This is a genomic window from Halomonas sp. BM-2019, assembly GCF_017584085.1.
This window is the reverse complement of the sequence record NZ_CP071922.1, coordinates 3,986,943-3,997,526: the sequence shown is the minus strand read 5'-3', so window position 1 is coordinate 3,997,526 and position 10,584 is coordinate 3,986,943. Positions and strand designations below refer to the sequence as shown.

10 protein-coding genes are annotated in these 10,584 nt (G+C 66.9%); 6 read left to right on the top strand and 4 right to left on the bottom strand.

The genetic code is table 11. The annotated features are described in order from the left end of the window. A partial coding sequence (locus J5F18_RS19755; protein WP_346300213.1) for a zinc ribbon domain-containing protein occupies positions 1-273 on the top strand: 273 nt, incomplete at its 5' end. 213 nt (positions 274-486) lie between these two features. Here the strand turns inward: J5F18_RS19755 and J5F18_RS19750 are convergent. The 4 genes from J5F18_RS19750 to J5F18_RS19735 form a co-directional block, all read right to left on the bottom strand. Then, positions 487-900 carry a type II toxin-antitoxin system HicB family antitoxin gene (locus J5F18_RS19750; RefSeq protein WP_346300212.1) on the bottom strand — a complete coding sequence of 138 codons (414 nt, stop codon included), beginning with the start codon at positions 898-900 and terminating at the stop codon, positions 487-489. A gap of 38 nt (positions 901-938) precedes the next feature. Then, positions 939-1,121, bottom strand: coding sequence for a type II toxin-antitoxin system HicA family toxin (locus J5F18_RS19745; protein WP_346300211.1), 183 nt, complete (start codon positions 1,119-1,121; stop codon positions 939-941). Positions 1,122-1,365: 244 nt separating this feature from the next. Next, positions 1,366-4,011 carry a heavy metal translocating P-type ATPase gene (locus J5F18_RS19740; RefSeq protein WP_346300210.1) on the bottom strand — a complete coding sequence of 882 codons (2,646 nt, stop codon included), beginning with the start codon at positions 4,009-4,011 and terminating at the stop codon, positions 1,366-1,368. Further along, on the bottom strand, positions 4,008-4,487 hold the full coding sequence (locus tag J5F18_RS19735; RefSeq protein ID WP_346300209.1) for a MerR family DNA-binding protein: 480 nt from the start codon (positions 4,485-4,487) through the stop codon (positions 4,008-4,010). Before J5F18_RS19735 ends, J5F18_RS19740 begins: the two co-directional genes overlap by 4 nt. A 336-nt stretch (positions 4,488-4,823) precedes the next feature. Between J5F18_RS19735 and J5F18_RS19730 the strand changes: the two genes are divergently transcribed. From J5F18_RS19730 to J5F18_RS19710, 5 genes are all read left to right on the top strand, one after another. Then, positions 4,824-6,155 (top strand): outer membrane protein transport protein, encoded by a 1,332-nt coding sequence (locus J5F18_RS19730; RefSeq protein WP_346300208.1) that lies wholly within the window; start codon positions 4,824-4,826, stop codon positions 6,153-6,155. A 288-nt stretch (positions 6,156-6,443) separates the two neighbouring features. Continuing rightward, positions 6,444-7,539, top strand: a protein-coding gene (gene prfB / locus J5F18_RS19725) for a peptide chain release factor 2 (protein WP_346302271.1) whose coding sequence is annotated in 2 segments (ribosomal slippage) — positions 6,444-6,515 and positions 6,517-7,539 — 1,095 coding nt in all. Because the reading frame shifts where the segments join, the coding sequence is not laid out codon by codon here. Between the two features lie 139 nt (positions 7,540-7,678). Next, positions 7,679-9,256, top strand: coding sequence for a lysine--tRNA ligase (lysS, locus tag J5F18_RS19720; RefSeq protein ID WP_346300207.1), 1,578 nt, complete (start codon positions 7,679-7,681; stop codon positions 9,254-9,256). 303 nt (positions 9,257-9,559) lie between these two features. Continuing rightward, positions 9,560-9,946 carry a hypothetical protein gene (locus tag J5F18_RS19715; RefSeq protein ID WP_346300206.1) on the top strand — a complete coding sequence of 129 codons (387 nt, stop codon included), beginning with the start codon at positions 9,560-9,562 and terminating at the stop codon, positions 9,944-9,946. 74 nt (positions 9,947-10,020) lie between these two features. Further along, a partial coding sequence (locus tag J5F18_RS19710; RefSeq protein ID WP_346300205.1) for an MFS transporter occupies positions 10,021-10,584 on the top strand: 564 nt, incomplete at its 3' end.

Sequence of the window (10,584 nt, the reverse complement as noted above, 5' to 3'; positions counted from 1 at the left end):
TACAAGGCCAAGGAGCACGGCAAGCATCTGGTCAAGATCGACCCGTGGTTTGCCAGCTCCAAGACCTGCCATGCCTGCCAGCACCAGGTGGACGTCAGGCCACTGAGTGTCCGGTCGTGGGAGTGCCCGGCCTGCCAGGCGCATCACGACCGGGACATCAACGCGGCGCTGAACATCAAGCATCAAGGCATTATCAAGCTAAAGGCGGAAGGGCTGTCCGTCTCTGTCCATGGAGGCTTGCGTAAATCCGGCATATCGCCGGTTGCTGCCTGAGAAGTGGGAAGCCTCGCCCGATAGGGCGGGGAGCAGTCACGAAGATGTAGGGCTGCATCCTCGAGTTGCTGGAGGTCTGGGTAACTCCTTCCAGTCACATATCCTGAAGTTCTGGCATGGACGAGCGGTAGACGCCATGACTTGGCCCAGGGGCTAAAAAAAGCTAATCGGCGACAGCCCCCCACTCCCCGGCCTTGAGGCCGGGAAATGGTGTTACTGGGCGTGGCGCTCGAGCTCGTGCAGTGCGGCGCGGGCGAGGAAGCCAGAGCGGCTCTTGTAGTCGCCGTGCTTCGCCACGGTGCTGTCGATGCGCTTGATCAGCAGGTCGGGCAGGGTGACGTTGATCTTGTGGCTCCTGCCCAGGTAGGGGGTCATGTCGATCTCGACCGTGGCCCAGACCCACCCAGCAAAGCTGGGGTTCTTCACATGCTGCTGAATGGCGGTGGCCGTCGGAATGGGGTCACCGTGTTCTGACAGGCTTTCCAGGTGCCCTTCGATGGCCTCGCGAGCGTTGGCGATGGCTTCATCGAAGGAGTCGCCAGCGGAGAAGCAGCCGGGCAGGTCGGGCACGGTCACGCTGTAGGCGTGCTGTTCGTCGCCGATCTCGATGGCAATGGGGTAGTGCATGTGGTGTCGCTCCTGTGTGGTGCCAGGTGCTGCCGGCGTCACTTGAGGCCGGCCTGCTTTCTGATTCCGCGGATCAACCCCGTTTTCAGATCCTTCTTTGGGTGAGGCACGGTAATGGTGCCGGGCTTGCGTGGGTGCCGAAAATGGTGGTGGCTGCCCTTGATTCGGTCCAGCCGCCAGCCATCTGCCTCCAATTCCTTGATCAGGTCTGCACTCTTCACTCCGGCTCCTCGCCGTTTCTTGGGGTTATGGTAACCCCGGCGTGGCGTCAGGACAACTGACGAACGGCGGATGGCCGGCTCAGCGGAGACAGACCCCCATTCCCAGCGGCCGGAAGAGATGCCGGCCGCTGGTGTTTTAACGCCGTGAGTTCAAGTGGTAAGCCTCGCGATTAGGCCTTCGCCACCCAGAACCACCACACGATCAGCGCGATCAGCGCGATTCCCGCCAGGTTGACGATCCAGCTCATGACATCACCTCCTTCCGGCTCTGCCCCGTAGGCGTCTGACTACCCGCAGGGCCTTTTTCGTTGCGGGGCTTGAACAGGCGCAGGCGGTTGGCGTTGCTCACCACCGTGATGGAGGAGAGCGACATGGCCGCACCCGCGATCATCGGCGAGAGCAGCATCCCGGTGACGGGGTAGAGCACCCCGGCGGCGATGGGAATGCACAGGGTGTTGTAGCCGAAGGCGCCCACCAGGTTCTGCTTGATGTTGGTCAGGGTCGCCCGGCTGATCTCGATGGCCGAGGCCACCCCGTGCAGCGAGCCGCGCATCAGGGTGATGCCGGCGCTCTCGATGGCCACGTCGGTGCCCTGGCCGATGGCGAAGCCCACGTCGGCCCGGGCCAGCGCCGGGGCGTCGTTGATGCCGTCGCCCACCATGCCCACCGTCTCGCCGGCCTGCTGCAGGCGCTCGATCTCGGCGTGCTTGTCCTCGGGCAGCAGGCCCGCGCGGAACTCATCGATGCCCACCTCCCGGGCGATGACCGCGGCGGTGTGCTCGTTGTCGCCGGTCAGCATCACTACCTTCAGGCCGTCGGCCTGCAGGCGCCGGATGGCCTCGATGGTGTCGTGGCGCAGCGGGTCGCTGATGCCGAACAGCGCAGCGAGCCTGCCCTCCACGGCGAGATAGACCACGGTGCGCGCCTGGCGCTCCAGTTCGCCGGCCTTCTCCCGGCCGTGGGTCAGGTCGACGCCGGCCTCCTCGAGCAGGCGGGCATTGCCCAGCAGCAGCGGCTTGCCGTCCGGGGTCTCGGCCTTGACGCCGCCGCCAGTGATGCTCGCGAAATTGCGGATCTCGGCGGCGCCGGCCTCCTGCGACTCTTCTTCACAGTAGGCCATCAGCGCCGCCGCCAGGGGGTGCTCGGAGCCGCGCTCCAGGGCCGCCACCAGCCCCAGTACCCGCTGCTTGTCGCCGCCAAGCCCTTCACCGCCCAGCCCTTCGCCGCCCATCGCTTCACCCTTGGGCCCCTCGAGAGAGACAAGGTGCGCCTCGGTGACGCTGGGCTTGCCCTCGGTGAGGGTGCCGGTCTTGTCCACCACCAGGGTGGTGAGCTTGCTGGCGATCTGCAGCGCCTCGCCGCTGCGCACCAGCACGCCGTTCTCGGCGGCCTTGCCCACCCCGATCATGGTGGAGATCGGCGTGGCCAGGCCCAGGGCGCAGGGGCAGGCGATAATCAGCACCGTGGTGGCGGTCACCAGCATATGGATCACCCGGGGCTCGGCGCCGACGTTGAACCAGGCCAGCGCCGTGAGCACGGCGATGATCATTACCGTGGGCACGAAGATGCTCGAGACCTTGTCGGCCAGCTCGCCGATGGGCGGCCGGGAGTTCTGGGCGCTGGCCACCTGCTCGGTGATGCGGCCGAGCCTGGTGTCGGCGCCGACGCGGGTGGCACGGTAGATCAGCGAGCCTTTGCCGTTGACGGTGCCGGCGCTCACCTCGTCGCCCTCGGCCTTGGCCACCGGCAGCGGCTCGCCGGTGAGCATGGACTCATCGATATGGCTGGCGCCCTCGGTCACCTCGCCGTCCACCGGCAGGCGCTCGCCGGGACGCACCCGGATTTGGTCTCCCTCGCGCACCGCGTCGATGTCGAGTTCACGCTCCACGCCGTCGCGGATCACCCGGGCGGTGCGGCTCTGCAGGTCGAGCAGGCGCTTGAGCGCCTCGCTGGTGCGGCCCCGGGCGCGCAGCTCCAGGGCGTTGCCCAGCAGCACCAGGCCGATGATCATCGCCGAGGCCTCGAAGTAGATGCCGTGGGCCACCTGGGGCAGCCAGGGGGCGAAGGCCACCACCGCCATGGAGTAGACCCAGGCGGTGCCGGTGCCCATGGCGATCAGGGTGTCCATGTTGGCCTGGTGGTGCTTGAGGTTCTTCCAGGCGTTGATGAAGAAGTGGCGGCCGGGGAAGGCCAGCACGGCGAGGGTCAGGAGACCGATGACCAGCCAGAAGAGCCGGCCCGTGCCCACCGGGTGGGGGTGATAGACGAACATGCTGGCCATCAGCGGCACCGCCAGCGCCAGGGACCAGAAGCTGCCCTTGAGGCGGCGGCGATAGGTCTCGGCATCCTTGGCGGTGCGGGCCTCCTCGGCCTGGCGCAGGTCGAGGATCGGCTCGGCCTCATAGCCCGCCGCCGCCACGGCGCGCATCAGCGCCGCCTCGGCGGCGCTGCCGCGCACCTGGGCGGTGCGGGTGCCGAAGTTGACCTCCGCGCTCGTTACGCCCGGCGTGCGTGCCAGCGCCTGCTGGACGCTGTTGACGCAGCTGGCGCAGGTCATGCCGCCGATGGAGAGGCGCCGGGTGGTGGCGCGCTCGCCGCTCGTCGCGTCGGCGGCCGCAGCGGGTGGCGTCTCGGCCGTCGGCTCGCTGGCGGTGCTTTCTTCCTCGCTTGCCGTCTCGTCGAGCGCGCCCGGCGGATAGCCCGCATCGGCCAGGACCTGGTCCAGGGCCGCGTCGTCCAGGGTGGTGGTCACGGCCAGGCGTTTCTCGCCCGGGGTGCCGAGCACCTCGGCCTCCGGGTCCCGGGCCTGGATCGCCTCGCGCATGCGCTTCACGCAGCCCTGGCAGCTCATGCCGGGCACGATACGTTCCACAGGGAAGCGGGCGTTCATGGTGTCTCCTCGGTGGAGGTGGCGCCGACGGGCGTGCCGCGGCGGTCGGCGCGGCGTTCTGTATTGCCCAGGGGCTCGGGGAAGCTTTCGATCAGGCGGCACAGGCTGTGGCCGTCCGGCGTGCCGTCGGGCATCTCGGCCCAGGCCTCCAGGGCCTGCTCCATGCGCGCGGCCAGGGCCTGGAGCTCGGCAATGCGCGCGTGGATCTCCGGCAGCCGGCTGGCCAGCAGGTCGCGGACCATGGGGCAGGGCGAGTCGCCCTGGTCGGCGTGGGCCAGGATGTCGCGGATCTCGGCCACGCCGAAGCCCAGGGTGCGGGCGCGCTGGATAAAGCGCAGGCGCTCCAGGTCGCCTCGCTCGAAGAGCTGGTAGCCGTTGTCGGGGTGGCGTGCCGGGTGCAGCAGCCCCTCGCGCACATAGTGGCGGACGGTCTCGGCGGTGACGCCGGCGGCCCTGGCCAGTTCACTGACCTTCATGTCGGTGCCTCGCAGGTCGGTGCCTTGCAGATCCCTAAAGGTGGATGAGCCCAGTGTAAAACCTAGGTGTTACCCAAAGGTCAAGGCGGGTTTCCTTGCGACGTGGTCAGGCGAGCCTGGCCTCTCCGGCAACCTGTGGCCCTGTTGGCTAACCTGCTGAAAGTTCAATAACGGAAAGGGCAGGGCGACCAAAGTATTAGCGACTGCGACATTAAAACGCTCGTTTGGGGTTGAAACGATCGTTCGATTGCGCGAAAAGGGTAGGGCACGCGCCCGCCTCCACGGCGAGGACATGCCGGCGCCAACGTGACAACAACACCGCAAGGGATGTGACCCATGAAGAACAAGTTGAATCGCCTCTCCCTGGCCGTGGCCATTGCCGCCGCCGCCTTCGCCAGCCAGGCCCAGGCCGGCGGCTACCAGATCAACGAGCAGAGCGTCAGCGGCCAGGGCTATGGCCACGCGGGGCGCAGCTCCAACGTCAACGATGCCACCATCGTGTTCGGCAACCCGGCCGGCATGTCGTTCCTGGATCGCGCCCAGGTGACCGCCGGCGGCACCTACCTGAACGTCAATAGCGACATTTCCAATACCCGCTCGAACTCCTCCATCGATGGCGCTGCCGCTGGACTCGGCGTGCCTCCCGGCGCGGTGCAGGTGCCCACCGGGCCGATCAGTGGCACGAATGACGGTGATATGGTGCCGGGTTCGCTGATTCCCTTCGCCTTCTATGCGCACCCGGTCAATGAGCGGCTGGCCTTCGGCTTCGGCGTCTACGTGCCCTTCGGTTCCAAGACCGACTATGAGGATACCTTCGAGGGACGAAACTTCGGCAACTATACCGAGCTCAGGGTGCTCAGCGCCCAGCCGACCGTTTCCTACCGCTTCAATGACCAGTGGTCGGTCGGCGTGGGGGTGACCTATAACCGGGTCGATGGCGAGCTGGCGACCAAGATACCGGGCGTGCTGCTGGGGCGGCCTGGAGGCCCAGACGGCGAGGTTCGCGTCGAGGGTGACGACGAGGCGCTGGGTTACAATCTCGGGGTCATGTATCAGCCGATTCCGGAGACGACGCTCGGCCTGACCTATCGGTCGAAGGTCTCCTATACCCTCGAAGGTCAGTCGCGCGCATCGGGCGGTGCGGAGGCATTGATCCCGAATCAGGATGCCTCACTCGAATTGACGACGCCCGAGACGGTCAACTTCTCTATCACCCAGCAGATGACGGACGACCTCAAGCTGATGTTCGGCGCGTCGTGGGCACGCTGGAGTCGCTTCGAAGAGATCCGTATCGACGGTAGCATCAGCCCGGACCCCATCACCCAGGAAACCCAGAACTACTCCAACGCCTGGGCTTACTCCGTGGGTGGCGAGTATCAGCTCAATCCCCAGGTAGTGCTGCGTGCCGGGGTGACCATCGACAACACCCCGACCAATGACACCTTCCGCAGCGTGCGGATTCCTTCGGACGACCGCCGTATCTTCTCTATCGGTGCCGGCTGGAGCCCCACCGAGGATCTGACCCTCGACCTTGCCTACTCCTATCTGACCGAGCGTGGCACCCGGATCGACCGCGAGCGGACCCTGGGCCCGACCCAGCTGGAGTATGCCGCCGACTACAAGAACGAGGCCCATGGCTTCGGCGCCCAGCTGACCTACCGCTTCTGAGCGGCGGCCAGGCGCCGTGACTCACGCAACCCGGCCTCGGCCGGGTTCTTGGCGTCTGGGCCCGGGGCAGGCCCAGGCCGCGCCACGGCTATCGCCGATAGGGGTTGGCTTATGGTGGGAGCCCGATTTATCGGCGATGGCGGTGTTGCCCAGAAGCCACACCGCGCCGGATGCGGGCTGGCCCAGGGTTCGCTACAATGGGCGACTTTTCCGTGCCGTCGGGGCGCTGGCCAGCTGCCGCGCCGCGGCGGCCGCTTTTCCACCGCAGATTCAGGCGAGCGAGCCATGCTGGAAACCAACCCCATCCACAACCTCATCAAGGACCTGTCTGAGCGGACAGACGTCCTGAGGGGGTATCTTTGACTATGCCGAGAAGAAGGACCGGCTAGAGGAAGTCTCCCGCGAGCTCGAGGACCCGAACGTCTGGAACGATCCGGACTACGCTCAGAAGCTGGGCAAGGAGCGCGCCTCCCTGGAGCTGGTCGTCGAGACCATCGACGAGCTGGAGCAGGGCCTGGCGGACAGCCGCGACCTGCTGGAGCTGGCCGAGATGGAGGAGGACGAGGAGACCGTCGCCGAGGTCCAGAAGGAGCTCGACGGCCTCAAGGGCAGCCTCGAGACGCTCGAGTTCCGGCGCATGTTCGCCGGCGAGATGGATCCCAACAACGCCTACCTGGATATCCAGTCGGGCTCCGGCGGCACCGAGGCCCAGGACTGGGCCAACATGCTGCTGCGCATGTACCTTCGCTGGGCCGAGCATCACGGCTTCAAGGCCGAGATCATCGAGCTCTCCGCCGGCGAGGTGGCGGGTATCAAGTCCGCCACGGTGCATGTCCAGGGCGACCACGCCTTCGGCTGGCTGCGCACCGAGACCGGCGTGCACCGCCTGGTGCGCAAGAGCCCCTTCGACTCCGGTGGCCGCCGCCACACCTCCTTCTGCTCGGTGTTCCTGTCGCCGGAGATCGACGACAGCTTCGAGGTGGAGATCAACCCGGCGGACCTGCGCGTCGACACCTACCGTTCCAGCGGCGCCGGCGGCCAGCACGTCAACACCACCGACTCGGCGGTGCGCATCACCCACGAGCCCACCGGCATCGTGGTGGCCTGCCAGAGCCAGCGCAGCCAGCACGCCAACCGCGACTTCGCCATGAAGCAGCTCAAGGCCAGGCTGTGGGAGCACGAGATGGAGAAGCGCAACGCCGCCAAGCAGGAGGCGGAGGACTCCAAGGCCGATATCGGCTGGGGCAGCCAGATCCGCTCCTACGTGCTGGACGACCAGCGCATCAAGGACCTGCGCACCGGCGTGCAGACCAGCAACTGCGACAAGGTGCTGGATGGTGATTTAGACCAGTTTATTGTCGCCAGCCTTAAGCAGGGTCTGTAGTCACCCGTCTGGAACCGCGTAGGGGGGAGGCCTTCGGCCTCCTTTCGCCCGGCAGAGCCGGCCTCCCACCAGGCTCGCGCGGCTATAGCGGCAGGTGTTTACCAGTTTCCGTATCAAAGATTCCCAATTAGGTAGCGAAATGGCCAACGAGAGCTCCTCACCGGATAGCCCTTCACAGGGCCCGTCACAGAACGGCGCCCAGACCGACGAGAATCGCCTGATCGCCGAGCGCCGTGCCAAGCTGGCCGCGTGCCGCGAGCGGGCCGCCGCGCGCGGCGAGAGCGCCTTCCCCAACGACTTCCGCCGCGACAGCCATGCCGCCGAGTTGATCGCGGCGCTGGGCGACAAGGAGAAGGACGAGCTGGAGGCGCTGAACCGCCAGGCCGGCGTGGCCGGGCGCATCATGCGCAAGCGCGGCCCCTTTATTGTCATCCAGGACGTCAGTGGCCAGATCCAGCTCTACGTCGACAAGAAGGGCCTGCCCGCCGAGGTGCTCGAGGAGATCAAGGGCTGGGACATCGGTGACCTGGTGGCCGGCCGCGGCCCGGTGCACAAGTCCGGCAAGGGCGACCTCTACGTGATGATGGTGGAGGCGAAGCTGCTCACCAAGAGCCTGCGCCCGCTGCCCGACAAGTTCCACGGCCTCACCGACCTGGAGGCGCGCTACCGCCAGCGCTACGTGGACCTGATCATGAACCCGGAGTCGCGCCAGGTGTTCGAGACCCGCGCCGCGGTGATCAGCGCCATGCGCCGCTTCTTCGAGGCCCGCGGCTACATGGAGGTCGAGACCCCCATGCTGCAGGCGATCCCCGGCGGCGCCACCGCGCGCCCCTTCAAGACCCACCACAATGCGCTGGATATCGACATGTTCCTGCGCATCGCACCGGAGCTCTACCTCAAGCGCCTGGTGGTGGGCGGCTTCGAGAAGGTCTTCGAGATCAACCGCAACTTCCGCAACGAAGGCCTCTCCACTCGGCACAACCCCGAGTTCACCATGATCGAGTTCTATCAGGCCTACGCGGACTACCACGACCTGATGGACCTCACCGAGGAGATGTTGCGTGCAATCACCCGGGAGGTGCTGGGCACCACCACGGTGGTCAACACCGTGCGCAGCAGCGAGGGCGAGGTGCTCGAGCACTACGAGTACGACTTCGGCAGCCCGCTGAAGCGGATCACCGTCTTCGACGCCATCCTCGAGTACAACCCGGACATCCACGCCGAGGCGCTGGCCGACGAGTCCGCTGCCCGCCAGATCGCCGAGCGCCTGGATATCGACGTCAAGGATGGCTGGGGCCTGGGCAAGATCCAGATCGAGATCTTCGAGAAGACCGTGGAGCATCGCCTCAAGCAGCCCACCTTCATCACCGAGTACCCCACCGAGGTGAGCCCCCTGGCGCGGCGCAAGGACGCCAACCCCTTCGTCACCGAGCGCTTCGAGTTCTTCGTCGGCGGCCGCGAGATCGCCAACGGCTTCTCCGAGCTCAACGACGCCGAGGACCAGGCCGAGCGCTTCCGCGAGCAGGTAGCGGAGAAGGAGGCGGGCGACGACGAGGCGATGTACTACGACGCCGACTATGTGCGCGCCCTGGAGTATGGCCTGCCGCCCACCGCCGGCGAGGGCATCGGCATCGACCGCCTGGTGATGCTGCTCACCGACAGCGCCTCGATCCGCGATGTATTGCTGTTCCCGGCCATGCGGCCCGAGGTGGAGTGAAGAGGCGCCTGCCGGCTTCCGGGCATGAGGGGCGCCGGGGTTATGTGGGAGGGGCGCGGGGTTTTGTGGGAAGCGCGCCGGGTTTTGTGGGAGCTGGGCTCCGCCCGGCGAATGGAGGCCGAAGGGCTCCTGGGCGGTATGCGCCAACGCCGGCAACACCGCCGGGGCGCCTGCGGCGCCATTCGCTCGGCATAGCCGATCTCCCACCATTAAGCCCCCACCTTGAAGCCAGCCAGGGAAGCATTGGTAAACCCCGCGGCCAGCGCCCATAATGGCTGTCGTTTCGACGTCGAGGAGACCGCCATGAAACTGCTCAACCGCTCTGCCCTGAGCGTCCGCCCGACCCAGCATTTCGTGGACTGGATCAACGCCCTGGAGCCGACGCTGGGGGATGACGACATCGCTCTGGACGACGTCGAACGCGAAAGCACCGTCTACCTGATCCCGGAGATGGACACCCCGGAGGCCCTGGAGGCCTTCGTGCGCGAGCGCTACCTCGAGATCCTCGAGACCGAGCTGCGCGCCTGGGAGGAGGACGAGCGCCAGTGGCCCGAGACTGTCGACTGGCCGCTGTTCCAGCGCTTCCTCAAGGTGGAGCACAGCTACCTGGCCATCGACCTGGACGACGAGGCGGCGCTCGAGATCTCCGAGATCGATGACTCGCTGCTGCTGGACGTCGACCAGGACTAGGCTCTGCCCGAAAACTGGCTGCATGAAACCGGCTTCGGCCGGTTTCTTCGTATGAACCCCCGATGGAAGATGGAATGAGCCGACTCTACGAGTCCCGCCCCGGCGACGATGGCCTGCCGGGCCCCGAGCGGCGCCTGGCGGTGCTGGCGCTGATCCTCGGCACCCTGATGGCGGTGGTGGATACCACCATGATCAATATCGCGCTGCCCTCCATCGCGGCGGGGCTCGAGGTGCCCGCCTCCCGGGCGGTGTGGGTCACCAACCTCTTCCAGATCTCCTGCGCCGCCTTCCTGCTGGTCTTCGCCGCGCTCAGCGAGCTGGTCAGCCGGCGGCGGATCTACGTGGCCGGGGTGGGCATCTTCACCCTGGCGGCCCTGGGCAGCGCGCTTGCCCAGAGCCTCGAGACCCTGCTGCTGTTCCGCACCCTGCAGGGGCTGGGTGCGGCGGCGACGCTCTCCATCGGGCCCTCGCTCTACCGCTCGATCTTCCCCTCGCGGCTGCTGGGCTCGGCGCTGGGGCTCTCGGCCATGGTGGTGGCGGGGGGCTACGCGGCGGGGCCGGCCATCGGCGGCCTGGTGCTCTCGGTGGTCGACTGGCCCTGGCTGTTCGCCCTGCACCTGCCGCTGGGCGCGGTGGCG